Raw genomic sequence first — 24,232 nt, forward strand, 5'->3', positions numbered from 1 at the left:
GCTTAATTTTTACTGTTATTGAATAAATTTCAACAATGAAAATTAATTAGATAAAGAGATAACGCTTGCTTACAAGAACGATAAGAACGCGCAAAAACATGCAAAAAAAAACGTACAAAAACCAACGCGCATGCGCAAACATAATGAAACAAAACACCATGTGCAATGCGTGTTTAATACTGCTAAAGAATATGTATCTTAAGCTGTTTTATGTGCTTTTATATGCCTTTCAAACCGTTCTTAAGACTAGCGATCATTTGGGCAGTCATAGCGCAACACCTCATAAACTTAAATGTGCTTTACGTGGAAAATTATATTAGCATTCCGCAAAAAACTCAAATATAAGCAATCACAAAACATTTGTTTAACATGTGCAAAATATTACTATTTCTTCTTATAACCTATAGCAACATTACCTGCTTTATTAAGCCCTGGTACTTTAAGAACACAAGAGCTTGACTTACAAGAGCCTGGCTTGTCTTTTAAATCAAATTTTCCAACTAAAAATAAAGCTTTAAGTCCTGGACCAGGTAAATTGAACGATGAGTCAACTAACTTAATACGCTTATCTCCAAGAGTAACTTTAGACAAATCATAGTGAGAATCAAGAATGTCTCGTGACACAAAGAGATACAATTCATCCTTATTTATATAGTTTTCTGGTATACGAAACTCTTCTTGAGACACCGCCACCGTCTCCCAATGATACGACGCAAGCTCCGCCTTCTCATCATCGTCGGCACATCCCGCAAGAGAAAAGAGAGTACCTAGCAGCAGAAGCATAACAAGACAACTTTGAAAAATGGTTTTACAAAAAATAGTTTTACTTCTCATAACACTACTAGCCTCCTTTTCGTTAACACGACTCTGTATCAAATGATCATAAAACAGATTATTAAGTAAACAAGATCTACCATTCGCTCTGATTACTGTAATAATCTTAATAAATATATTATTTTTTTTATTAATTTGTCTAGATTATTGACACTAATCTCTTCATTTACTAGCAAACTATAATTTTTATAAACAGCAAGATTCGCAGAGCCAGAGGAACCAACATAATTGTGAGCGTTTAATGCTTCCAACAATATTCCCTCATAAACGAAGCAATTACCTGCAAATCTTCACCTTCATAATACCCAACAAGCAACTTCTTAAACTCAGGAACCCTATTTTCTGGAATAACCAACAAGCCATTACCATGAGAAATCAAACAGTGTAGGGAACTTTTTTACAATTATTTAACCGATTTGATCCCCAAAACATAAACAACTAAATTAATAATCACTCGACAGCAAAATAGTCTTAATGCTCATTGCAGAATGGAAGTTAATATTGGGAATATTGTAGGAGTGTAAACATCCAAGACAATTGTAAACAGAGAGTTGTTAATTTTTTTGTTCAATAATTTTATCGGTAAATGCCTTTAAAAATTCTCTAGAATTACTCCAGCCTGCGCCATTGTTTAATCCCGAGAAATCAAAACCAGATATTTCATCTAACGCTTTACTACAAACCCATTCATACATTCCAGCCTCTTTGCTTTTATATATTATTAGGAACAATGGTTTCATTGCTTTTTTACCCAACGACACAACACTCTTGTATTGCTTAGAATATACTACATCGTTATACCACCCTGTCAGCCGATAGTATTTATCTTTGACCCCCTTTTCACCAATCTCGTCGCATAGATTTTGTAACTGTTTAGCAACATACGTGAGAACCTTTTCATCTATGTTTTTTATGAGCAAAGTTTCATCAACACCATTTTTACTTACCTCTTTCCAGTCAACATCTTCATTATTTTCTGAGTGTCTTTCATTCCTTGCAGACTTTTGATTTTCTGTTTTTACTTCTCTATTATTATCACTAAAATTATTCTGACTCTTACAACCTGAAATAAGTGACATAAGGCAAACTACCATAGTCAAAAAAGCATAATGCTTGATATTCTTCATTTATGCCTCCTCTACAACTTAATCTTTACCTAATTGCAGCTACGATTCTCATGTTCAATCTTCACTTTGTTCTTCACCATCATCTGCCAAATATTTATTCATCTCGGAGTACAAATCATCTTTGAGTTTAATAAAACTGACGGGATGTAAATTATGGACAAAGAATGCAGATATACAGCCTACAAAATAACTATAGCTAAAAATCATCCGATAATCTACAGGATTTTATTTCCATACATAAACAAATGTGTGGCAAAATGAGTACACGCTTTAACGATAGAAGCGAGATATTGCAAAAGGTTTAATTGCCATTTATAACTTTCTCAATATCTCTTTTCCCATAAAGCACACGAGAAACCACAACTTCATACTTTTCTTCAAAAACAAAATAAAAAATAAGAAAATTATCACACGACACGAACCCTATGCCTTATGCAAGGACTCAAAAACCTTATCCGCAGGCTTCACATCACCAGATAAAACTGACTTATAACCCTTTTCCAACTCATCATTCAACTCACCTTGAGTCATAGAACTCACATCACGCGGCTCTCTATAACCCAATTTCACATCAAAAGGAAGCCCCTGCTGCAAAACAACCTGCTTATAAAACATGGTAATAGCACTCGAAGGAGGAAGACCCAAAGAATTCAATATATACTCTGCCTGCTCTTTTAACTCTGGATCAATACGAGTATACAAGTTAGCTGTTTTCGCCATACAATCACCCCTTGTTTCTTACAATGATTATATGACATTGCATTGGCATTGCATTAACATCAGCATTAGCAAAGCAAAACTCACGGCAGGTGCTCCACCACATCTTTATTAAATACACTGGAAAGCTAACTTGAAATTTGCTTTCGAAATAATTATCTTATATGTAAAGCTAGCTTTCCATTAGGAAGGAGAATGTAATGTGAAAAATAGACTTGAACAAATTAGAAGAGAAAAAGGCATAACACAAGAAGAACTTGCAGATGCACTTGAAGTATCAAGACAGACAGTCGGTTCTTTGGAAAATGGAAGATACAATCCATCAATCATATTGGCATACAAAATTGCTAAGTACTTTAATTTAACAATCGAAGAAATATTTATCTACGAGGAAGATAAAAAATGAAAAAACAAAAAACACAGAATTTTTGGTACATAGGTTATGTAATAGGAATTTGCGGACTAATTCTTGCGCTGACTCTTAAACTGAACGAATCCGTAGGAATTGTACTGTCAGTTGTTTTTGTTGCAATTATCTCACTTTCACACGTAAAAATCATGCACTATAAGATGATAGAAAAAGACCACAACTACAAAATAAATGTGAACGATGAAAGAAATGAGAAAATCAAAGATAAAGTAAATGCAACAATGGCATTCATACTGATGCACCTAATGGGAATAATTGCCATAATTGCATTTATCACGAAAGCATATTTGCCAGCTGCTCTTTTAGCTATTTCGATTGCCTTTTCTCCATTAATCATGTTTTTTATCAACAAATATTATGAGAAAAAATATTAAAACCAGACATAACCCGCTCATTTACTACTTATTACAAGGCTGACCAACCTTCATAAATTCCTTATCCCTAATACGAAACTTTTTTATTCTCAAAGTTGCATCAGGCAAGGCAAATGAAAATGACCTTTACACTTGGATTAAAAAACCACCAAGCCTAATACTCCAACATTCCTAAGCATTTTTAGAATATGCCAAACTATATTTCGTGCGACTAGTCACAGTGACAGACATAAAACACCGCAACAGTATTACTTCACTACAGCTTTCCCATTCAAGCAATGCACAGCATAGTGAGCACATCCATCTGTTTTGCGCCCAAAATTATTACAACTAAGATTGACCTTATTCTTATCAGAAACCTCGCTAATACCATTTTCACAAACTACTTCAAGACATACATCCTTAGGTATTTCTCCTTCTAAAACACTCGTACCATTTAACGTATCCACCATGCAAGAAGCAACAGCCTTAACATTATTCGCCACAAAATCGGCTCCGAAAGTCACTTATTTCTTTCCGAGCCTCCACGCTTTGAGCACTACTTCTATTACTCCGTAAGTCAATACGGCCAACGGCCAAACAATCCAACTTTTTCCCCAATCGGACGTGATGAAACTGTAGGCTAAATAAATGCAGATAATTATAAGCCAGTAAGCTTGGAGGAATAAGCTAATCTTTGCAGGATAGACAGTTTTTTTCTTCGGTTGCAGCAAACGGCAATAGGACGAGCGGACAATATTCGCCTGTACGAATAAATAGACAGCTGCTGCCACCAGGGCAATAGCGATAACTACAAAAAAGCCGGATGAAAGTTGATAAAATTTCGGTGCTATATCCGAAATTATAAGAAAAATAAAGGCAACCATACATAAAACGACACCGCTGACCGTCCGCAGCACATACGACGGCATGAACCGTTCCAAGCGTTCTTTGAGCACACTGTCAACGCCGTAAGCCGTTTCAAAGTCCTCTTTTTCCAAATATTGATAACGCTTTCCGTGGAAACTCTGAATAATAAAAATAGCTACAGCTACGGTAATAATCGCAACACTGAATGCTAAGCCCATAGTTTTACCGACTTGTGCATTTACTGTGTGAGAAAGCAAAAGATCACTGCCGACCAACGGTATTGCCGCCAGAATACAAAGAAGAACGCCTAGAGCAACATAGGCGGCAAATGATATTCTGTGAGCAATATAAGCGGAGGCTTCTTCCAGCTCAATTACCCGCATGCGAACGCCGGCTTCTTCCTGGCAGGCATTTTCACCTGCGTTGACGTTCTTCCCCATAACATCAATTTCATCTTTTACCAGAAGATCTGTACTAACACCAAACAAACGGCTCAATGCAATTATCCGTTCCATATCCGGGATACTTTGTGCGCCTTCCCATTTGGAAACAGCTTGGCGACTGACGCCCAATTTGTCCGCCAATTCTTCCTGCGACCAACCGTTTTGTTTACGCAGTTCCAATATTTTATCTGCTAAAATCATAAAAACATCTCCATTTCAAACTAGAATTCATCATGATTATGGTGAAATTATAGCTGAAACAGCAGTTGCGTAGTAGCAAGTGCGATTGACAATTACCGTTAAAAGCGCAATTTCTGCCGACAAATGAGCGCAACCGACCACCAATTCGTTTTCTCTCATGTTTGCACCGCACTTTCCAATCATCTTCACTGATGCCGCCAAACATTGGAATAATATCTCGCCAAACGTCGGAATAAAAGTTCGATAGCGCGCTAACTATTGTAATCTTGATAATATTATGATACTTTTTTGATAAAAGGAGGTTGATACTATGATCAATATTCGCCCAGTTTCCGATTTAAGAAATAAATTCCCAGAAGTAGAAGAAACAGTTATAAATTCAAATACACCAGTATTCCTTACAAAAAACGGTTATGGAACTATGGTTCTCATGAGCATCAAACAATACTCTGCTCTCACTGACGACATCGAAAGAAAACTCGACGAAGCAGATACTTTTGCCGCAAATACTTCTACGCGTCTTTCTAAAGACGACGTCTTTGATAGTGTAAGGAGAAGGGATTAATCAACACGAGAACACCCTTACTACAGGATTAGTGTACGCAACTTTTCTATTTTTTACGTTGTCATCGACGACACTATGGAAGTGCGAAGACTTCTATACTCAAAACGAAATATTGACGCACTACTGGAATAACTATTCCTAATAACAATCATTATTATGCTAACGGTTATTAAAAAAGCTATCGTTAAAGGTTTAAAATTGACTTTATAGCCTGATTTCAGGCATGATATCCATTCTACTAACACCATGCCCATGCAATACTAGATTGTTGGCTGGGAGCCTTGGTGTTCTATGGAAATACACAGGGTTCCCATAGATAGCTACACAGCTTTTTACCTCTTAGATGAAGATAAATGTAGCGTGACGATTGTTCGTATCTTTTATACAGGCAGAAACATTGAAAATATTATCAACAACAAATAATGGAAATTCGACAATATGTGACATATCTTTCTAAAAGCCCAATGTAACGTTTTATATAGTCAAAATCATGACTTGGTGCCAATGAACTTTTTTGACGCACAGGTCAAATAATTTCAGTAGACTAGCCAGATGCAAAGAATATGCATTTTTATATGTGTGCAAAAATCGAATTTCATTTCTTATGATCAACTGTCATGTAAAACACTAAAAGCATGTACAAAACCCGGAAACTAAAAATCAGAAGAATGCGGAAATCAAAACTGAAAAACACATTCTTCTGACCAATTCCCAACCAACTACCGGTTCCCGGTTCTTACTTATCACGCAACTTACCAACTTGCGTAAATTCCTTATCCCCAACACACATCTTCTTATCAGTGAACTTTACTCGCATCATTCTGCTAATAATATACTCATCCGTTATCAGCACAAAAAATTGCTTTTCTTTTTTATTCACCAAGTAATACTGTTCACTGCCAATGCTCTCTACCGCTTTACCGAATGCAAACGTATCAAACAAAGGAATATCACCGAACAAAGTAGTAATACACCCGATAAAATTATCCATAAACTTTTCAGACGAATTTGGAATAAACTTCGTCACCGTGAGCATAATAATTTCAGCGTCTGCATATTCATCGCGAATAATTTGTTCCTTTATCTTGATTTTCTTACGAACACCCAATTTTGCATTAAGACCATACTTCGCTAAATCAATAGGCTTCTTAATGATTGACAAATCAATAGCATTGTCTTTATCCAACAAATAGTCGACAGTAACGCCCAGCGCATCCGCAATCACCTTCAAATTTGCAACATCCGGCAGACCGCGACCGCCTTCCCACTTCGCTACCGCAGCACGCGAAACCATAATCATTTCAGCAAGTTCTTCCTGAGTTAAACCCGCTTCCACGCGCGCATTTCTGATTTTTTCTCCCAACAACATCGTATAACTCCTTTCATTGGCTATAAGTTTTCGTTCTTAACGATTATTTGTTTTGCTCGTAATGCAATTAATAATCGCACTGCGTAATTACATGCTAACGAGCAACATATGAATAGAAAAGGAACGAACGATAACACAAGCGTTACGAATCGTAACACGGCATTTTCTTAGCACACGCGCACATAATTATGTGAAAATAGCTGTTTCAAAAGAATTTATACAAAACTAACAGAGAACGTACAAAATCCAAGGTGCACGAGCCATACAACACAATGCGCCGAAGACCGATATCCACCTCATTGCTCTGCTCTCATTCATGCCAATCCCCAACAACGAACGTACGGAATAAGGCAACAGAAACATACGTTTGTTGTCAAGTGCATGCTGGGATATATAACACAGAAAGCAAACAGTTTCAGAGTACAGAAGGAAAAGTTTCATTGTATCCAAGAGTTAAGAAACTAGAACTAATGTTTATGTAACGATCTCTTGCCATAATAGCGGAATTCATTAATATCTTTCATCTGAAATTATATGCTCTATTCCACTATGCTCCGATTTAAGATATTCTTTCATAAATGTCGGGTAAGCCTTGAACTTATCAAGCTCATCTATAGGTAACCAATGCATTGTCTCTTTAGCATCTGACTCTGTAGTGCTTTGGCTCGTAAAATCTCTTTTGCCCATGGGCTTCATCATGTAGTAGAATGTCAGCTCATGGAAGTCTACTCCTTTTAAGCCAGAGCTGCCGATGAATAAGTTCTCGTGTATGACAGCAAGGTGATCTACTTCATAATTAAGACCTGTCTCTTCAAATACTTCTCTCTTAACGGCTTCTTCTGATGTCTCGCCCATGTGAACCGCTCCGCCAACTGAGTAGTAATAGTCGTCCTCATCATTTCCTGCAAATAGCACACAACCTTCTTCTACTATGATGGCTGCTGCTCTATATCTAAATGCTTTTTTATCGTTAATAAATCCGCAATTATGTTCCATAGTTTACTCCTTTATTTTTTATCTAATGACTGTGACTTATGGTTCAAATGCAAACAAGTTCCCAATCTGAATTGAAAATCCAAGTGATTGATACATTTGTATATCACACTGTGCACAAGCAACAATCATTGAACTTATTGCACTCGACCCTAGAGCGTTGATATCTTCCCTCATACAGCAAAACTGGTCTCAAAAACCGCGAGAACCCAGCTTAAAGCCGCTTCGCATTAAACCTTTTAACGATAGCCCTCGCTAAGCCCTGCTACACAAGGGCAAACTTGCACCCACCTAATCAGCTTTTGACATCAATACGACACTCTCGACGTGCATCAAAGTCAAGTGAAAGATTATAGTTACGTGGAAAATGCTCTTCAGTAGCATACTCCACATCATCCTTGTTAGGCTCATAACCATGCTTAAGATTAAAATGCTGGATATATTCTTCTTTCCACGCCTTAATCTCAGCTTTTTCTTCAGCAGTTCTAGTAGGACGCAGGTTCTTATTGTTGTAGTAAACCTCACTGTCATCCATTGAGTGAAGCATCTTAATATCCGCAACGGTTACACCATTTTCGCCTGGTTTAATCTCGATAGTTTCTTCACTATAACTACCATCTTCATTACGAACACAACTTGTGTACTTATATGTTGCTCGATCGTTGCTATTAGTTTTACGAGTCTTCATGCTCACCCTTCCCGCCTGCAGCGGTAGGGTGAAGACACATACAAAAAAGAGCCGATACTTTATGAAGTACCGACTCTAATACCTGAAAAACAGCCATAGTAGAATAGAGGTACTTCATAGGAGTCATGAAAAAACCATGAGGATCCTATTGACGTATCTCATCGCCCTATAGCTAATCAGGCTTTAACTGTTTATTAGTAGTGTCTTATTGATTAATCATTAACCACAATCTTGTTAATTGTTCCAAAAATTCTTATAACATTTACCCGCTCTTTCTTAAAACCCGTATCATGAGTGTAAAAAAGAGTGGAATAATCTCGTTTTTATAACAGTTTGACATGTAAAAACCACACTTGCCTTGAAAGCTACGTGCTTTGAGGTTTAAGCGTTAACAATGTTTTCACCCCCCTTCTCGTTAAACAACACTCGTTTTAGAAAACAAAACGAGCATTAGCCACGCTCTAATAGAGTCCCAACCGTAGCTAATAAAGTCCCAACTGTATTTAATACAATCCCAACAAATCTAATATAATCCCAACCGTATTAATATCAGAAATCCTCACTCCGCAAAAAGTGTTATAAGCCTAACTACTTTTAGTATTACCGTTAGAGCTTCTGATTAAAACACTTCAGATAAAACGTTCAAGTTATTACTATGCTAAAAATGCTCTTCAAAAACCTGACAAATACGCACATATACGAGGTTGCATACACAAGATTGCAGAAGAAAACTTCTTTACTTATGACTCTCCTAGAATATGGTTAGCGTTGAGAACTAAAGGTATTAAAGTATCTGAAAAAGTAGTAAGACGGCTCATGAAAGAAGAGTTAATTGAGGTTAGATATGCCAGGCGTAAAAGACGCTATTCAAGTTACATAGGAGAAATTACTCCCGCATGTAGTAACATCGTTAATAATAATTTTCATGCAGATTCACCTAATAAGATTTGTCTTACAGACATTACTGAGTTTTCAGCAAAAGAGTCAAAACTCTATTTAAGCCCTATGATTGACTGTTTTGATAGTAAAGTGGCCTCTTACGCTCTTTCAAACCACCCAGATCAGTGTCTTGTAGATGAAATGTTAGAAGGGGCTTTAACTACCCTTGACACTACAGAATGTAAAAGCTTAGTTATTCATACAGATAGAGGAGGTCACTATAGAGATGGCAGGTGGATTGAGAGATTAGAAGGTCTTGGTATTACACGCTCCATGTTAAGAAAAGGAAACAGTGGAGATAATGCTGCCTGTGAAGGCTTTTTTGGACAAATGAAAACAGAAATGTATTATCCACTTAACTGGGATAGTACAGAAGAATTACGTCAAGCTATTCATACTTATATTGATTTTTACAACAATCACAGAATTAAAATGGGGATTAAAAGACAATTATGGAACATCGTGCTATGGTTGCACAAAATGTCTAAAAATTGTACTAAGCCCCAAGCGACATTTTTATGTCGCCAAAATTGTCGCTTTGTCGCCAACGGATACAAAATTTAGTCATTTTGCTTAGAGTTAAGAACGTTCAATAAGTTTATAATTTCATCAAGTACGCTTGAAAATGTGATTCCTTTTGTATAACTATATTTTTAAGCAAGTTATCGTGGTAGATTTTGCTATCTAGAATAAGTCGTCGTGAGATCCTAAGCGTAGAAATATAATGCAATCTTCTTTAACTTGATACAACAGTAGAACATCTGCAGACACATGCAATTCATGCACGCCTTTATATGAGCCTTTAAGAATATGATCTCTATAAGTTGCAAGTTCGCGAGAATCTGCACCATTGCAAATAAGTCTTACAATATTGATTACTTGCTCAATATCGTAATGCTTCTGCTTATATTTCTTAACATCTCGCAGATAGATTGGACTATAAAATGGCGGTTTAGGCATTGCGCATCAGCTCAGCAAAATCGTCTACAGTACCTGCAGCTATTGGTTTTTCTTTCATAGCTTCATCAATAGCATGCTCATATGGAGAACTTTCAAGTGAAAATGGGAAACGTTGCGTATTTACAATCTGATATAAAAATAGGTTGACTGCTGAACTCATATCAAGACCATAATGTTCAAGAACTTGCGATGCGCTATCCCGTATTTCTGGATTAACTCTTACACTTAATCTGCCTGTTCTAGCTGTTTTTGTAGAAGTCATGTCGTTTCCTTTAAGCTCAAAATCATGAATTTGTTATTCATGCTTTGCTTTATTATAACAGACCTACAGCACCCAACGTAATACCAAAGTAGCACCATTGTGTACACAATTATTACTAAATCACAAGTTATCGTGGCAGTTTTTGCAAAATTAGCAAAAACTGCCACGATAACTGGTATAACATAGCAACGAAGCAGCATTCTGCATTGCAAATTAACCACCTACTTGCATCTGCTGCACAAAGGTTCGTCCAAATACTCGATTGAAGCGCAAGAAAGCACAATAAGCATCTTGCGCAATGGCTATTTCTCTGCATGAAGCGGAACATGTACATTAATAATCCACGAATCGTCATCTTCAATAACTTTAAAAGTTCCACCAACGCATTCCGCAAGCATCTTATGAAAACGCAGTCCATATCCTAATTGCAAGTTAGCAAGAATACCTCGTTGCGCACTATTTATACACGTAATATGACATTCATGGTCATTAAGCATTACATTCATGGCGTATTCTTTAGGCTTTGCAGCATGCTTTTTTACGTTCGCAAGCAGTTCTCGGCAAATATACTCAATTTGAGCACATTCTTCAAAAGGCAAATGGATTGATTGAGAATCTTCAGTAGCTAAATCACTACTCAAGTCAATGGAACCAATATAGCCAAGCTTTTCAAATGACTTTTGTTCACAGTCAAATAAAACGCGTAAGCCTGTACAAAAATCTTTATAACATGTAGTCGATTGCATAACATCGCCAGTGCTTGCAGTTGTAGCATTGTCAAGAAGAGAAATGATATTACGTGCTCTATGAACAGTTGTAGTAGCACGTTGAAGAATCTCTCGCGAATTTTCATGCTCTTGCTCATGAGTTGTTTGAGGTTCAATAGATTGTTGAGCCATCATCATAATGCTGGAAAGCTCATTAGTTACTTCATCATGCATGCGAATTGCTGCAATAGTGGCATATTTTTGAAAAACGTTGTAACGCTGCGCAAATAACTGTTCCTGCTGTTGGTGAATAGTAGAAATATAGTATTTTACGATTGCACTAGAAATAAGAGTGATAAGAAGCCACCACGCTAACACATAGGCGTTTTGAAAATCGCAGATAATAAAGAACCATGAAGATACTCCGCAAGAAGAAAGCACGGTGTACCAAGGTTGAGTAATTACAGCAATTGCCAAACAAATCAATATGGTAAGCATCATAGATGAGTAGTTGATATTTGGCGCAATAATTACCAACGGCATCCAAATAAGTACAATAAAAGATGCTTTACGTGGCCATATTGCAATGCATAAGCAGATTACAATCCATACTATTTCAACTGTAATTGCATGCCAATTAGAGTAGTAATGAAGATTATTATAGGAACAAATCTCAAGAATCAAAGTACAACTTATGATTACACCAATTCCAATTTTCTGCCAGGCATCATGCGGCAAAAAATTGATCATACGCGTTAATAATTTCATAACTACCTACTTTTACACGTTAATTTCTTACACGTTATATGTCATGTGAATATTTTGCGAGCACAGCAAGCGCCTGCATGCGACTTTTAACTTGAAGTTTTCCATAAATACGCCGTAAATGCGTGTTGACTGTTGAAACTTTCACATTAAGCTGATCTGCAATCTCTTTTGACGAATACCCCTGTTTACACAAGCGCATAATTTCCGATTCTTGAGGAGACAAAACTGAAGTCTTCGGAAGTTGAGAAATCATATTAAATGATTCTTGCGGAGTGTGAAAATAGTCAATATATTGTGGCAATTCTGGACACCCGTAGCTCGTTGCGCGCGATTGGATAGCTGCAACTACGTCTGCTAAATTGTCTTTATGCACTAGCGCTTGACCACCCGACTTAGCAACTTGCAATACGTATTCATCCAGCATGTAGGAAGTAATGCCAATTAAAACAATATTGCTATTGCGCTCGCGAATTGCTTTAATTACATCAACACCACTCATTTCTCTCATTGACATATCTACTAAAAGTACGTCAGGAGTATTTTCTGTAACGCAACGATGAATAGCTTGTTTTGCAGAAGAACACATCCATGCACAAACAAAGTTTTCAGGCAAACGACTTTTTAAAAGAAGTTGCATATATCGCAATACAAACGTGTCATTATCAACAATTGCATAAGTAGTGTTCATACAATATATGATATCTTGTTTTGGAATTTGCTTGTCAATAGATGTTTAGAATGATGATTAAAATGCTTCGGCTCTGTCGCAAAGTAATTGTGCGATAAAGCCAAAGCATTATTTTCATATTTTGCAATACAAAATTGCAATACATGCATCATAAATCTATGACAAAAGTGAACAATTTATTACTATTTCATCCAAAAATGAGACATTTCCCAGCGCCAATTGCGATTGATGCTACGATACCTGCAACATTCACCTTCAATCCAAATTTAGCGATTTGTTTTGCAAGGAATTTAGCAAGCTTATCCCAAGCATGCCCTTCAATATAAGCTTTAAAATCACCACTGGAAAGCAGTTGAGCAATATCCATCCCAGGAATTAAACCTATAAGTTCGCCGCCCATGCAAGACCAAAAATCCTTATCTTGGCTATTCGCGCGGATTGCGTCCAACAGGTTATCATTTGTATATACTTGTCGAATACCTTCAGCAATGTATGCTGCCATTACTTTTCCATATTTCATCTTAAGGAGCTCATCTTTAACAGAAACCACGCCATTCTTATAACTGCTAGCTTCTTCAAAAATAAAACGAACTTCTTGTTCAATTTTCTTAACATCCTGTTGTACAATAGCTGTAGACTTATTTTCAGTCGCTTCCGCAGCTGAAATTGTTGTTGACAAGAATCCGAAAGACAAAACAGTCACAATCAGTGATGTTACAATCTTTTTTACCTTTAACATAACCGTATCTCCTTACTTAATGTGCGATTGTATTGTTTTTCTCAAATTATCAAGATTGTACACATTAAAGTGCCATACGCTAGCACTTTCCGTTGGTACACTCCATTCTTCGGTTTTACTATTGACAGTAAAGCGAATTATTTGAGTTGTTGGCTTATTTATAACTTCAAAATTAGTGAGTTGATTCCACGGAATGCGACGAAGATGCTTATCGTCTAATTTAGCTAGATTACCCGAGCCTAAAATGGCATTCGGATTAACCACAATAAACTCATTATTAGTGGCAGCGACAATACGCGCATCAACGCCTTGCGCTACATAGAATAATTTAGGTAACAAAAATAGTTTGATTAAATCTTTCCACCAAGGGTCGTATTTCATTGTAAATACATACGTCTTATCAACTGAAAGATTGTGATCTTTAAAATACTTGACGATATCTTCTTCTCGTATACCGCGCAAAGGATTAGTCATAATAAGCACCTCCTCGTGATTCTCGTTTCGTAAATTACCAACATACTAACGTGCAGATTTTATCTACACAAATAGGTGTACCTATTTTTAACGATAGTGCTTTTAGAAAACTTTTTAAAAAAACTTTTACTATTAGTAGTTTGTATGTTCCTAACAACCAACATTTAAAAATATTTACATTTTGGAACCATTCTTAAATAAAGACATATTTATGGAGCTATCGTGGCAGTTTTTGCTAATTTTGCAATTTCTGCCACGATAACTTGTTATTTTTGTGTTTTATAAGTCCTGTAATGCGATTCTTTTATCTTCTGCAGACTGCTTAGATGACTTATCGTCTTTCTTAAGAGAATGCGCATATCGAATAAGACTTCTTGCAATAAAGAACACTAAAGCACATATAGCAAGTGCGATAAGAATGTCAATTATCGGACCAAATAATGCATAGCTCATGATTCATCCTTCCTTTTTCTATATTCGTTTATGAGTGTTCGAGCTGTGTCAACATCGTATTTATCGTCAATAGCAAGACTCTTTACCAAAAGAACGAACGGATCTTCTGGTTCATTGTCGCTTATGCGCAGTTTTTCAATAAGCCTGTTAAGCCTGATTCTCATCGTTGGGTAAGAGACTTGATACATTTGCGACATTTCTTTTAACGACCCAGACGATAATACAAAGTTCTTTATAAACGACATATCTTCATCTGTGAGATTAGCCATCCATTTTGGAATATGATCCATATCACCCCTTTCTTCAACCTACAAAACTTTAATTAAATTAAACTTTTATTAAAAATATTAAAGTTGTTGTATGGGTTTGTCAAGAATGAGCATGAGAGATATGACGTAAAGGGGGCTTAGGACAATTTTAACCTATAACTCCAATCCTTATTTTTGTTTTACGCCTTCGATTCGCTGAGCTTGCTCAAAGTTGAAAGCACAGTGTGCTTTCAACGCGAGCGAAGTACGTTAACATCCTGTGCACTCAACCCTAGAGCGTCGACATCTTCCCTCATACAGCAAAATCGCACTCAAAAACCGCGAGAACCCAGCTTGAAGCCGCTTCGCATTAAACCTTTTAACGATAGCCCTCGCTAAGCCCTGCTACACAAAGCTTTCAATGCACCCAGCTAATCAATCTTTGACATCAAGACAACACTCTCGACGTGGATTGAGAGAACTCCAAGTATAGCTACACTTTTTTGAGTGCACACTATGGATATTGGGTGCACTTTTTAACGATAGGAAAAGCTATCGTTAAAAGGTTTAAGATTGGCTTAATAGCTTGATTCTTGAGCATAAAAACAGCCTAGAGAGGATTACCCCTAGGCTGACTTTTGTAACATTTCAAACGCTCACATTCTTTTGACTTTTACGATGCCCTTTCAATATTCACACTAAACTCTGATTTAAAAGTTACGCTGAACCTATCCTCGTAAACTTTTATTTTCTTGATGTACTTTCTTACCAGCTTCTCATCATACTCACTAAGCTCGTGACGCTCACTTTTCAGAAAATCTTCCATTTCTCTGATTCGTCTTTTAGCATCTTCTTGACCTGCTTTTTCTATAAGAAGCTGCTGTTTCTTACCTTTCAGCTCATCAATCTCGTTGGCTATTTTCGTGTAGTCTTTTTTAGCTTTAAGCAAGGTTAGCAGTATCGCCTGTTTGTCTGCAATTTTTTTATCAACCGTTTCAAGCTCACTTAAGTTATTGCCAGCGATAATTTCTCTAATATTGTTATTCAACGTATCCAATACTTCATCCGATATACTAAACACCTTGTTTATGGCTTTCACTGTAGCAGACTGCAGCTCTTCCTCTTTTACTGTCGGAGCATCACAAGCACTAGGACCATTTTCCCATCTGGTACAACAACGCCAAACAACAGAACGCACTCCTCGATTATTCCAAGCAATTCTTCTGTAAACATCCCCGCATTTAGAACAAACACATAAGCTGGATAAAGCGTACTTACTGGAATAAACTCTCCTTTTTTTATTCTCCTCACCACTAAACATGTTGGCTCGTCTTACCATTTCTTCTTGAACTTTAAAGAAAATATCTCTTGGAATAATAGACGCGTGGCTATCTTTTACATAATACTGTGGTTCTGTTCCATCATTTTTTATACGAACATGGTTAATAAAATCTGTCGTGATGGTTTTTTGTAAAAGAGCATCACCAATATATTTTTCGTTTTGCAAGATGGTTTTAATATTAGACAAGTGCCATTTTAAATGCCCGGCACCGTTTTTAACACCGTCTTTTTCAAGACCCTCCGCTATATCTCTAAGGCTTGCTCCTTCTAAATATTCTCTATAGATTCTTCTTACGACTTGTGCTTCCTTTTCAAGAATTACAAGATTCCCTTCATCGTCTTTTGTGTATCCTAAAAACCAGTTATGGTTGATTTGCACTTTGCCTTCCTGGTAGCGGAACTTAAGTCCAAGCTTCACATTCTGAGAAAGCGACGCGGATTCCTGTTGAGCTAAAGAAGCCATGATAGTAAGCAATAGTTCTCCGCTTGCTTCCATGGTGTTGATGTTTTCTTTTTCAAAAATGATTGGAATGTTTTTGTCTTTCAACTGTCTAACAAACTTTAAACAGTCGATAGTGTTTCTCGCAAAACGGCTAATCGACTTAGTGATAACCATGTCTACTTTGCCACTCATGCAATCGTGGATCATGTCGTTGAAACCGACACGTTTTTTCGTGCTGGTTCCTGAAATACCGTCATCAGCGTAGATGCCGGCAAACTCCCAGAGAGGATTTCTTGAAATATAATCCGTATAATGCTGAACTTGCGTGTCATAACTTGTTGCCTGTTCTTCACTGTCAGTACTAACACGACAATACGCTACTACTCTTAACTTCGGCTTATCTTTATGCTTATCTACCGTATTCCCCGCTATTTTTCTTGGTGGAATAATTGTAACGTTGGCACTCATTTTACACCTCCCTTGATTTGACTGTACGCGTATGCTGCTTGCCGATAAGGATCATCGTATTTCTTTTCTATAACGCCTATTTCGTACGCGAAATTTGTTGTAATTAAAGGTTTTAGCTCTGTTGTACGAGGTTTTCTTCTAAAATTGTTGGCTCTTAACTGCTGAACTTTATAAAAAGTTTCTTCATCTAAAAGACTCGGGTAAAGCGATGTTCCTAAGTACGTTTTATTTTTCAAAATATTGCTAATTACAGAATGTGTTTTATCAATGTTCACCGCTCGAGCCGTTTCAGAAATCGTTCCAAATTCTAAGAATTTACGGAAAAGTTCTCTCACTTTTTGAGCTTCTTTTTCGTCTATAACCGCTTTACCGTCTACTATTCTGTAACCATATGGGATGTATGCCATGTTTCTTTCACCTCTTCTTCTAAGTCCAATCCGCATTTCAAATGAAAAATAAATTCTGTTCTGCTTTTAACTACGACATCGTCTACGAAATCTAGAAAATTCTCGTCCTTAAACTCGCTAAATACTTCTGTGACGCTTACGAACCGTTGAAGTTTTTGTGCCTCGTTTAAGTGCGTTAAGTTACCGTTTAAGCTGTTGGAAAGCTGAAGTTTTTCCTTAAGACAAGTATCTATTTCCGTTTGAAGCTGATTGCTTTCCAGATAGTAGGAATCCATCTCAATGTAGCCACCGGCTAAAAGCTTACTGAGTACTTGCTCTTGTTCTTGCAGCTTAAGCTTTTTTTCTTCGAGTTCGATAACCTTGTTTAATCCGTCTTTATTATTCACGTTTCTTAAGCTTTTTATGAAAGGCGTTAATATTTGAGCGTATGTTGCTTTGAGCTTGTTAAGCATTTGAAGAAAAGCTAATTTAACATACTCCTCTTTTACAGCTTTCATAGGGCAGCATTTAATTTCACGTATATGCTTGGTACAACACCAAACAACATAGGCTCCATCTTTTTTATACCGGTCGTGTTTCTTTAACCTACTATGGCAATTACCGCAGTAAAGTTTTCCTGAAAACACATATCTAGCAAGGTATTTATTACTACCGCCGGTAATATTTAGTTTTAATTTTCTCTTCTGTCTCAGCTCATGCACAAGATTAAAAGTTTCATGGCTGATGATAGCCTCGTGGTGGTTTTCAATAACATACTGTTTTTTCTCGCCACAGTTTTTATGGCGGTTAAAATTATCATCCGTGTATGTTTTCTGAAAAATCACATCCCCTGTGTATGTTTTATTGTTCAAAATAGCGTTCACGGTAGTCGAAGACCATTTAGCTCCTCTTTTCGCGGGAATCTTTTTAGCAGTCAGCTCATTAGCTATCACATGCCCGCCTTTACCTAAAAGTGCCATACTAAAGATGTCTTTTATAACCTCAGCTTCCTTTGGAACGATAATCATTTTCCCGTTCTCGTTTTTATAGCCATACGATGGGGAAGAAATGATATAGCTTCCGTTTTCGAACCTTTTTTGAATTGACCACATGCTGTTTTCCGAGATAGATCTTGACTCGCTTTGCGCAATGGAACTTAAGATAGAAAGCATAAGCTCCGAACTCATATGCTCGGTATCAATGTTTTCTTTCTCAAAATACAAATAAATACCGAGACCGGTAAGTTTTCTAACTATTTCAAGACAGTCAACCGTGTTTCTTGCAAGCCTACTAATAGACTTTGTAATAACCCTGTCTATCTGACCACTCTCACAGTCCTTAAGCAGTTGTTTAAGACTTTCACGCTTATCGATTTTCGTGCCGCTAATACCCTCGTCAAAGTAAAGCCCCGCATACTCCCAGTACGGATTAGACTTAATATAGTTTTCGTAATGCTCCTTTTGCACTTCTAGACTGAGAAGCTGTTCATCACTGTCGGTAGAAACTCTCGCATATGCTGCAACCCGTATTTTTCTAAGAGAATTATCCGGCTGTTTGGCTTCCAGTTTTGTTATCATTTTCATCATCTCACCTCACTTTCTTACAGTCATATACATCACTCTAAAAGCAGTGTTTATCAAGCTTTTAGCCCAATAATTCCTTGTAAAACGGGTGAAATTTTTTCCTGTTAAGACGGCTTATTTTTTCTTTTTCTTGCTCGCTGATAAGCCCTTTTTTAAAGAGTGAAACGGTAAGTTTTTCGGCTATTTCAAAGCAAAAATCCGCCTGCATACTCTCTTTCGTCCAAGCTCTGGCTTTAACATCCTTTAGCCCGTGAACATCCTTACTGATTTGCATGATGCTCACCTCCAAAACGATGTTCTATATAGCAGGCGTGGCAGCAGTATTTTCTGGTTTTATTACCGTAAGAGATAAAAGAATTTTTGCAGTTAAGACAAGTGCACTCATAGTTTGCCTGTCTTTTTACCAGCTGTGTATGCTTGTTCCACCATGTGTTTCTACACGCATCAGAGCAGAAACGTTTAACTTTTCTTCCTTTGTTTTGCTTGATTGGTTTTGAACAAGATTCACATAATGCCGTCTGTATTTTCGTAGACTGGATTACGCCTAGACTGTTACGTTTGCAGTAGCTTTTAATCGTATTAACGGAAATATCCATTCGGTTTGCAATCTGCGTATAGCTAAGGCCTTCATCTCTTAGCAATTTGACCTTGCGTTGTTCTTCCATATTCATAAAAAGGCCACCTCCTATGAGGTAGCCTTGGGAAAGAATAAAATCTGACGGTTTTTTAATCTTTTTTGTAAAAATCGCACTCGTAGCCGTCAGCTCGTAAAAAAAGTCCTTCTGCCCAAGGTGGTGTTCTTCCCATTAGCTCACACACGCTTTGAACACTCACGCTTTTATCGGTTTCGATAATGGCTTCATCATGCACGTGAGCAACGATGCGATATTCTTTCAGCGTTTGCATGGCGTAAAGTAGAATGTCACGAGCTATAGCTTGCGTAATGTTTTCCACGAATTTAGGCCCGTAGCTTTCCAGCCGCTCCCATTTTTTAGTAGATCCCACACCCTCATAGGTGACCGATTCGCCACCATACTTGTTTTCTTCCACACGTGGTTTCACATAGTAAAGGCATCTTTTAGACGGCAGTTTGATGATAAGAAACCCACTCTTGTAAGTGAACACTATATTGTGTGTTCGCACAGATACGTGTTCGTGTACACACTGTTTTACCGCTCTGTCCACATCCCACCACAGTGTAGTCACCATCGGATTAGATGATCTCCACGCATCAACAAGTGGCTGCAGCTCATCCTCGTTAAGACCCATGTCGAGTGCTCCCATAGCTTTTAACGCTCCAACAGATCCGCCATATCCAAGAGCAAGTTCCGCAATCTTACCTTTCTGCCGCAGGTGCCCGTTTACTCCGTGCTTTTCAACAGGTACGCCAAACATTTGAGAGGCTGACGAGCAGTAGATGTCTTTGCCTTCCGCGAATACTTGCATACGCCATTTTTCACCCGCAAGCCAAGCCAAGACTCTCGCTTCGATTGCTGAAAAGTCTGCGACAATAAACTTAAATCCCGTGCGTGGAATAAAAGCAGTGCGTATAAGCTGGGATAAAGTATCCGGAATATCCTCATAAAGCATTTCCAACGCTTCAACATTTCCCTGTTTAACAAGACTTCTAGCCTCAGCTAGATCAGGCAGATGGTTCTGTGGCAGGTTTTGTAATTGCACGAGCCTTCCCGCGAACCTTCCGGTACGGTTTGCACCATAGAAGCGAAACATGCCACGCTCCCGATAATCCATGCAGGCAGCGTTTTTCATCGCCGTATACTTTTTCACCGAGGATTTAGCAAGCTGCTGGCGAAGCCGTAAAACTTCCGCCAACTCTTTACCCACTGTTTTAAGCTCTTTAGCGACTTCTTTTTTACCAAGCGACTCCATTTCAAGACCATGCTCTTTAAGCCAAGAGCGCATTTGTAACACGGAGTTCGGGTTTTCTAAACCGGTAATATGCTTAAGCTCACTCATGAGATGCGTTTTCACCTCCTGGTCGAGTCTTATGGCTGACTCAACGAAAAGAGGATCTATTTCTATCCCACGGTCGTTAATCTCTTGGTCGAGATAAAACTCCTGCCATAAAAAGTCTGGCACGGGAAAGCGTGAGATCTTTTCTTGAATACTCATCTCAACTTCCACATCACGCTTGTTATACGATTTAAACAGCTCCCACTTTTCCTTATCGTGAAAATACTTGTTTCTTGTTCTTCCACCGTTTACTTTCGTAGGATTACACGGCAGGCAGAAATATTTAATAAGATTCTTACCCTCAGTGAGTTTCTGCTTATCAAGCCCCAGTACTGTTCCCACGTTTTCCAAAGACATGGGAAGTCCCAGTGTGGCTGACCAGATCATTGTGCAATGCCACGAGCAGGGATTTAAAAATAGGCCTTCACTTTTCACTGTCTGACCAGGGTTAACATTGATGCCTTTATCTCGCAGGTAGCGTGATAAGCAGATTCTTTCAAACTGAGCGTTAAACGCCCACTTGGTTACTGTTTCATCTGTTAAGGCGGAAAGCACAACCTCGGGTATGGTTTCACCTTGCGCTAAGTCAACGACTTTAACTTCACTACCGTCCACACTGTAGCCAAAGAGCAGTATCTCAAAATCATCCGATTCTGCGTACTTGTACACACCACATTTTTTAAGGTCAACGGAGGAAAACGTCTCCAAATCCACACTCAAATTTTCCAAATTACATCACCTCCAAGTTAATAAAAGAGGTGACAGAAAACCCGCCACCTCCTTGACTTTCTTACTTTCTGTTCAGCATGTTTTTGACTTCGATATAAAGACTGACAAGTTTTCTTACCACGAAATCAAGAAGCAATACGCCAGCAAATATTCCAACAAACCAGCTAATCATCTTCACATGCTCCTTATGCTAGAAAGTCATCATCTTCTAAAGTCGTAAAATCATCGGTTGCGAGGCTACGTCCGCCGAGTGGCTCACCGTCTCGAATTTTTTGAATATTGCCAAGACCGCAAGCAACTCCCTTATTACCGTTAGAGTTAAAAGCGTAGAAGTTGATGGAAACCCTCGCATAGCAGCCTGAATACACTTCACTGCGGTCCATGATTGGTTTTACCTGCTTGTCTACAATCTGCGGAGCCGTGGTTGAGTTCGCGTTGATGAAATAGTGTCCTTTATACGCTTCATCATCACGCTCAATATCCCCGTCCCTGAGTGGTGTTTTAAGAGCAGCCTTGTTTGGTTTCTTACCGCCGAACTTGCCGACACCTTCCTCAATAGCAGCATCAATAGCTTTCTCAATAGCATTTACTGTTTCAACATCATCTTTAGGAATAAGCAGTGAAACACTATATTTTTCAGGACCGCCATTAATAGACTTTGGCTCCCAACCGTTGAAATAAGAAAGACGCGTGTTCTTACCGGTGATAACCTTCGTGTTATTTAATTTAGACATAGTACTAATTCTCCTTTTTGAATTCGTTATTTGCGTTTGAAACATTAACTTTTGCCCGCTTATCCGAGTCCGGTACGAGCGTAAGTTTTCCGGACGGTTTGATAATGAGGTCGCCCAGAATATCCTCAAATTTTTTCTTGCCCATCAGCTTTTGCATTTCCGTTAAACCGATAAGACTAGTTTTGAAAATGTCGGTAAAGCCATGAGCTTTCGCTTTTTCAATAACCGCTGTCTCATCCTTAAACTTACGAACTGAACGTCCTTCCACGAGCTTGAAACCAGACCACTCTTTACCGTGGTTTATAGCGGAATCTGTGGCATACGCTAAAACATCATCAGCCCATTTCGTGAGCTTAGGTATAAGCGTGAGCACTTCTTCAATCTCACTATCTGTTAAAACAGATGGCTCTTTGAACTCAAGTTCTGCGAGTTTAAGGTTTTCTTCCGCCCGTTTACGGCACGTGGCTTTTGCCCTGCAAAACCTGCACCAGTCACCGGCTTCAAATTCGCCTTTGCCTTTGTTAGCAAGCTCTGCTTTAGGTTTAAGCACTTTTTCAGCCCAAGAGATAAGATCCGTGACAGGTAGCGTGAAAGTTGATACGTTGTCACGTCTTGGCTGAAAAATACTCATCTCAACGCTTTGAATCTCGTACAAGCTGTCGAAAAGCGTTAAAGCTCCAAGAGCGTAGCATTTCATCTGCGGATTCTCGTAAGCGTCCACCAGCACGCCTTGACCGTACTTAAAGTCGATAACCTGCAGCGTTTTATCGCCTACAATAATGCAGTCCGCTGTACCAAACCCATCAGGCACGTAATCTGAAAAATCAACTTTCTGCTCGATGAGAAGAATAGGATCTTGGCAGTTAAGCTTTGCCTGCTCATACTTTTCCATTACGAAATCCACGTAAGCATCCGAGTATTCCTGCATCTCGTTTGAGTCATACTCTGTTGACGGTTTTTCGCACGGACGGTTAAGAAGCTTATTCAGCTTGTACTCACACCACGCGTGTGCCGCCGTTCCTTCCTCAGCCGCCATAGAAGTAGTGTTTTCAAACTTTTCTTCTAAAACAGCACTCGGAGTACACTTAATCCACCTGTGAGCAGAAGACGGGGAAAGTAAAGCATGCTTAGTCACCTTTAATTCCCTCCGCTTCAAACAACATGCTCGCATACTCGCTTTCAGGAATATCCGAGAGCTTTTGCGCACCATGTTTTACGATGAGTTTTTTAACCTCAGCTGTCTTTCCCAGCTGGCTAAGCTTTGCTAAAACTGCTCGCACCTGTTCAAGACTTACCTTTTTAGTTTCAGGTACTTGTTTTGGTGACGTCTTATGTGTTGTTTCACCTTCGATCTCTTTCAGGTGACAAATCAGTGATTCAAGATCGCCAATTATCTTTTTTACCGTGTTTTCGTTCATTCTTATTCACCTTTCTTGTTTTGAACCACAACTTCATCGATTCTGTTACTTGGAATAAAGACCATGATGTCTTCTTTCTTTCCGAGGAAGAATCGGATGATTTTTTCTCTCAGCCCGATAGGTTTACAACTTGCAAGCCCATCTTCTTTAGGCTTTTTTGAAACACTTACGACAAGTTTTTGTTTCATGTGCCGCCTCCTTTCTAAAAGGACTTTGTGCCCTTCTATGGGGTAGCCTTGGGAAAGGTGATAATCTGACGGTTTTTCTAAAAAAAGTTTTCAAAAATAAAAAAAGCCCGAGGATTGCTCCAATGTAGGAACAAGCCTCGG

The 24,232-nt window shown here is 38.3% G+C and carries 30 protein-coding genes and 1 pseudogene; 4 read left to right on the top strand and 27 right to left on the bottom strand.

What is annotated here, in order from left to right; all coding sequences use genetic code 11:
• Positions 1 to 384 precede the first annotated feature (384 nt).
• From HXT59_RS06080 to HXT59_RS06095, 4 genes are all read right to left on the bottom strand, one after another.
• The gene (locus HXT59_RS06080) at positions 385 to 834 is read right to left on the bottom strand and encodes a hypothetical protein (protein ID WP_004110940.1); all 450 of its coding nucleotides are present in this window, start codon (positions 832 to 834) and stop codon (positions 385 to 387) included.
• Positions 835 to 1,072: 238 nt separating this feature from the next.
• A complete protein-coding gene (locus tag HXT59_RS06085) occupies positions 1,073 to 1,213 on the bottom strand; it encodes a hypothetical protein (RefSeq protein WP_004110941.1) in 141 nt (46 codons plus the stop codon).
• A 175-nt stretch (positions 1,214 to 1,388) separates the two neighbouring features.
• A complete protein-coding gene (locus tag HXT59_RS06090; protein WP_004110943.1) occupies positions 1,389 to 1,961 on the bottom strand; it encodes a hypothetical protein in 573 nt (190 codons plus the stop codon).
• A gap of 423 nt (positions 1,962 to 2,384) precedes the next feature.
• Positions 2,385 to 2,681: a type II toxin-antitoxin system RelB/DinJ family antitoxin gene (locus HXT59_RS06095; RefSeq protein WP_004110949.1), complete on the bottom strand. Its 297-nt coding sequence runs from the start codon at positions 2,679 to 2,681 to the stop codon at positions 2,385 to 2,387.
• A gap of 199 nt (positions 2,682 to 2,880) precedes the next feature.
• On the opposite strand from HXT59_RS06095, the gene HXT59_RS06100 reads away from it, so the two are divergent.
• Both HXT59_RS06100 and HXT59_RS06105 read left to right on the top strand, forming a co-directional pair.
• The gene (locus HXT59_RS06100) at positions 2,881 to 3,084 is read left to right on the top strand and encodes a helix-turn-helix transcriptional regulator (RefSeq protein WP_004110950.1); all 204 of its coding nucleotides are present in this window, start codon (positions 2,881 to 2,883) and stop codon (positions 3,082 to 3,084) included.
• Positions 3,081 to 3,482 (top strand): hypothetical protein, encoded by a 402-nt coding sequence (locus HXT59_RS06105; RefSeq protein ID WP_012913990.1) that lies wholly within the window; start codon positions 3,081 to 3,083, stop codon positions 3,480 to 3,482. The genes HXT59_RS06100 and HXT59_RS06105 overlap by 4 nt, the downstream gene beginning before the upstream one ends.
• A gap of 248 nt (positions 3,483 to 3,730) precedes the next feature.
• On the opposite strand, the pseudogene HXT59_RS06110 reads toward HXT59_RS06105, so the two are convergent.
• Together HXT59_RS06110 and HXT59_RS06115 are read right to left on the bottom strand one after the other, a co-directional pair.
• Positions 3,731 to 3,967 (bottom strand): annotated as a pseudogene (locus HXT59_RS06110) (hypothetical protein); the annotation flags it as partial.
• Positions 3,968 to 3,988: 21 nt separating this feature from the next.
• Positions 3,989 to 4,975 (bottom strand): helix-turn-helix domain-containing protein, encoded by a 987-nt coding sequence (locus HXT59_RS06115; RefSeq protein WP_421784280.1) that lies wholly within the window; start codon positions 4,973 to 4,975, stop codon positions 3,989 to 3,991.
• Between the two features lie 310 nt (positions 4,976 to 5,285).
• Here HXT59_RS06115 and HXT59_RS06120 point away from each other — a divergent pair, with 310 nt between their 5' ends.
• Positions 5,286 to 5,540, top strand: coding sequence for a type II toxin-antitoxin system Phd/YefM family antitoxin (locus HXT59_RS06120; protein ID WP_004110957.1), 255 nt, complete (start codon positions 5,286 to 5,288; stop codon positions 5,538 to 5,540).
• A gap of 736 nt (positions 5,541 to 6,276) precedes the next feature.
• Here HXT59_RS06120 and HXT59_RS06125 read toward each other — a convergent pair.
• The 3 genes from HXT59_RS06125 to HXT59_RS06135 all read right to left on the bottom strand — a co-directional run bounded on the left by HXT59_RS06125 (position 6,277) and on the right by HXT59_RS06135 (position 8,590).
• A complete protein-coding gene (locus HXT59_RS06125) occupies positions 6,277 to 6,909 on the bottom strand; it encodes a helix-turn-helix domain-containing protein (RefSeq protein WP_076002747.1) in 633 nt (210 codons plus the stop codon).
• A 510-nt stretch (positions 6,910 to 7,419) separates the two neighbouring features.
• Complete coding sequence (locus HXT59_RS06130) at positions 7,420 to 7,905, bottom strand: NUDIX hydrolase (protein WP_076002746.1); 486 nt, start codon at positions 7,903 to 7,905, stop codon at positions 7,420 to 7,422.
• A 292-nt stretch (positions 7,906 to 8,197) separates the two neighbouring features.
• Positions 8,198 to 8,590 carry a hypothetical protein gene (locus HXT59_RS06135; RefSeq protein WP_415693494.1) on the bottom strand — a complete coding sequence of 131 codons (393 nt, stop codon included), beginning with the start codon at positions 8,588 to 8,590 and terminating at the stop codon, positions 8,198 to 8,200.
• A gap of 615 nt (positions 8,591 to 9,205) precedes the next feature.
• On the opposite strand from HXT59_RS06135, the gene HXT59_RS06140 reads away from it, so the two are divergent.
• Positions 9,206 to 10,093 (top strand): IS3 family transposase, encoded by an 888-nt coding sequence (locus HXT59_RS06140; protein WP_421784340.1) that lies wholly within the window; start codon positions 9,206 to 9,208, stop codon positions 10,091 to 10,093.
• A 120-nt stretch (positions 10,094 to 10,213) separates the two neighbouring features.
• On the opposite strand, the gene HXT59_RS06145 is transcribed toward HXT59_RS06140, so the two are convergent.
• From HXT59_RS06145 to HXT59_RS06230, 18 genes are all read right to left on the bottom strand, one after another.
• Positions 10,214 to 10,489 carry a type II toxin-antitoxin system YafQ family toxin gene (locus tag HXT59_RS06145; protein ID WP_012913985.1) on the bottom strand — a complete coding sequence of 92 codons (276 nt, stop codon included), beginning with the start codon at positions 10,487 to 10,489 and terminating at the stop codon, positions 10,214 to 10,216.
• The gene (locus HXT59_RS06150) at positions 10,482 to 10,751 is read right to left on the bottom strand and encodes a type II toxin-antitoxin system RelB/DinJ family antitoxin (RefSeq protein ID WP_004110348.1); all 270 of its coding nucleotides are present in this window, start codon (positions 10,749 to 10,751) and stop codon (positions 10,482 to 10,484) included. Before HXT59_RS06150 ends, HXT59_RS06145 begins: the two co-directional genes overlap by 8 nt.
• 302 nt (positions 10,752 to 11,053) lie before the next feature.
• On the bottom strand, positions 11,054 to 12,226 hold the full coding sequence (locus HXT59_RS06155) for an exodeoxyribonuclease V (RefSeq protein ID WP_012913983.1): 1,173 nt from the start codon (positions 12,224 to 12,226) through the stop codon (positions 11,054 to 11,056).
• A 34-nt stretch (positions 12,227 to 12,260) separates the two neighbouring features.
• Positions 12,261 to 12,914, bottom strand: coding sequence for a response regulator transcription factor (locus HXT59_RS06160; protein WP_004110353.1), 654 nt, complete (start codon positions 12,912 to 12,914; stop codon positions 12,261 to 12,263).
• A gap of 187 nt (positions 12,915 to 13,101) precedes the next feature.
• Entirely contained in the window at positions 13,102 to 13,653 is a 552-nt protein-coding gene (locus tag HXT59_RS06165) for a hypothetical protein (RefSeq protein ID WP_012913982.1), read from the bottom strand.
• Between the two features lie 12 nt (positions 13,654 to 13,665).
• Positions 13,666 to 14,127: a hypothetical protein gene (locus tag HXT59_RS06170; protein WP_004110362.1), complete on the bottom strand. Its 462-nt coding sequence runs from the start codon at positions 14,125 to 14,127 to the stop codon at positions 13,666 to 13,668.
• A 279-nt stretch (positions 14,128 to 14,406) separates the two neighbouring features.
• The gene (locus HXT59_RS06175) at positions 14,407 to 14,580 is read right to left on the bottom strand and encodes a hypothetical protein (RefSeq protein ID WP_004110365.1); all 174 of its coding nucleotides are present in this window, start codon (positions 14,578 to 14,580) and stop codon (positions 14,407 to 14,409) included.
• Positions 14,577 to 14,870 carry a DUF2089 family protein gene (locus HXT59_RS06180; RefSeq protein ID WP_004110367.1) on the bottom strand — a complete coding sequence of 98 codons (294 nt, stop codon included), beginning with the start codon at positions 14,868 to 14,870 and terminating at the stop codon, positions 14,577 to 14,579. The genes HXT59_RS06175 and HXT59_RS06180 overlap by 4 nt, the downstream gene beginning before the upstream one ends.
• Before the next feature lie 631 nt (positions 14,871 to 15,501).
• Positions 15,502 to 17,079 carry a recombinase family protein gene (locus HXT59_RS06185; RefSeq protein WP_421784281.1) on the bottom strand — a complete coding sequence of 526 codons (1,578 nt, stop codon included), beginning with the start codon at positions 17,077 to 17,079 and terminating at the stop codon, positions 15,502 to 15,504.
• Entirely contained in the window at positions 17,076 to 17,486 is a 411-nt protein-coding gene (locus tag HXT59_RS06190) for a recombinase family protein (protein ID WP_103043203.1), read from the bottom strand. The genes HXT59_RS06185 and HXT59_RS06190 overlap by 4 nt, the downstream gene beginning before the upstream one ends.
• A complete protein-coding gene (locus HXT59_RS06195) occupies positions 17,456 to 19,048 on the bottom strand; it encodes a recombinase family protein (protein ID WP_103043204.1) in 1,593 nt (530 codons plus the stop codon). Before HXT59_RS06195 ends, HXT59_RS06190 begins: the two co-directional genes overlap by 31 nt.
• A gap of 61 nt (positions 19,049 to 19,109) precedes the next feature.
• Positions 19,110 to 19,322 (bottom strand): SHOCT domain-containing protein, encoded by a 213-nt coding sequence (locus HXT59_RS06200; protein ID WP_103043205.1) that lies wholly within the window; start codon positions 19,320 to 19,322, stop codon positions 19,110 to 19,112.
• Positions 19,309 to 19,719 carry an RNA polymerase sigma factor gene (locus HXT59_RS06205; RefSeq protein WP_103043206.1) on the bottom strand — a complete coding sequence of 137 codons (411 nt, stop codon included), beginning with the start codon at positions 19,717 to 19,719 and terminating at the stop codon, positions 19,309 to 19,311. The genes HXT59_RS06200 and HXT59_RS06205 overlap by 14 nt, the downstream gene beginning before the upstream one ends.
• Positions 19,720 to 19,774: 55 nt before the next feature.
• Positions 19,775 to 21,751 (bottom strand): DNA polymerase, encoded by a 1,977-nt coding sequence (locus HXT59_RS06210; protein WP_421784282.1) that lies wholly within the window; start codon positions 21,749 to 21,751, stop codon positions 19,775 to 19,777.
• 185 nt (positions 21,752 to 21,936) lie between these two features.
• A complete protein-coding gene (locus HXT59_RS06215; protein WP_075523955.1) occupies positions 21,937 to 22,485 on the bottom strand; it encodes a DUF2815 family protein in 549 nt (182 codons plus the stop codon).
• 4 nt (positions 22,486 to 22,489) lie between these two features.
• Positions 22,490 to 23,620, bottom strand: coding sequence for a DUF2800 domain-containing protein (locus HXT59_RS06220; protein WP_421784283.1), 1,131 nt, complete (start codon positions 23,618 to 23,620; stop codon positions 22,490 to 22,492).
• Positions 23,613 to 23,903 (bottom strand): hypothetical protein, encoded by a 291-nt coding sequence (locus tag HXT59_RS06225; protein WP_421784284.1) that lies wholly within the window; start codon positions 23,901 to 23,903, stop codon positions 23,613 to 23,615. Before HXT59_RS06225 ends, HXT59_RS06220 begins: the two co-directional genes overlap by 8 nt.
• A 2-nt stretch (positions 23,904 to 23,905) precedes the next feature.
• Positions 23,906 to 24,091 carry a hypothetical protein gene (locus HXT59_RS06230; protein WP_020757758.1) on the bottom strand — a complete coding sequence of 62 codons (186 nt, stop codon included), beginning with the start codon at positions 24,089 to 24,091 and terminating at the stop codon, positions 23,906 to 23,908.
• Between the last annotated feature and the right edge of the window lie 141 nt (positions 24,092 to 24,232).

Source organism: Gardnerella sp. KA01001 (genome assembly GCF_049244025.1).
Taxonomy (GTDB): Bacteria; Actinomycetota; Actinomycetes; order Actinomycetales; family Bifidobacteriaceae; genus Bifidobacterium; species Bifidobacterium swidsinskii.